The sequence below is a fragment of the Acidilobus sp. genome (assembly GCF_049973875.1).
Lineage (GTDB): Archaea > Thermoproteota > Thermoprotei_A > Sulfolobales > Acidilobaceae > Acidilobus.
The window spans coordinates 1-608 of sequence record NZ_JBMFJI010000111.1; the positions used below are offsets into that span (position 1 = coordinate 1).

Sequence of the window (608 nt, forward strand, 5' to 3'; positions counted from 1 at the left end):
AGGGAGCCGACAGTGCGGACGCTCATTTTAATGTCCGTGAACCCTGCAGAGCGAAGGTTGTCGTATACTTGGTAAGCCGTGTATCTGAGCAGTGCGTCCTTCACTGAGACGGCCTCGACCATGGGGACTCTTAACGCCTGTGCCTGGTCTATCACGGGCCTCGCCTCCGCAACCCCTGACACTTCTACCACCTCTTTCCCGGGCCAGGGGAAAAGCGGGAAGCGGAACCTAAAAAACTTTCATGAATTTTTCACTCAGAAAAGATAAAAACACAGACCTTGCGGGAAAACGGGTCTACGTCCACGTTAAAGCGTGTGCCCGGGAAAAGTCTCTTAGCGTAGGTCTCGAAGCTGGTTATAAAGCCCGATGGGTCTACGTACTCCCTATACCTGAAGCATATAACCCCTCTGTGGGACTCAAGGACGGAAAAGCCGTTATACTTGAAGAAGTCCTTTGCGAAACCTCTGACGCTTGTCCACATTCTCCAGGCCCACCTCACAGGGAAAGGATGGAGAGGACAAGGTTAAAAACTTTCATGAAAATCCTGTAACGGCACGGCCACGCTCTGTCCGTTATCGTACTTAACGTCATAAATGACGCCTGACGCC

The 608-nt window shown here is 51.6% G+C and carries 2 protein-coding genes; both read right to left on the reverse strand.

Annotated elements, in window-relative coordinates:
* Window positions 1–182: hypothetical protein (locus ACP5H1_RS08570; protein WP_427974122.1), on the reverse strand; the 182-nt coding region annotated here is incomplete at its 3' end.
* 68 nt (window positions 183–250) lie between these two features.
* Entirely contained in the window at window positions 251–499 is a 249-nt protein-coding gene (locus ACP5H1_RS08575; protein ID WP_427974124.1) for a hypothetical protein, read from the reverse strand.
* Window positions 500–608: the final 109 nt, after the last annotated feature.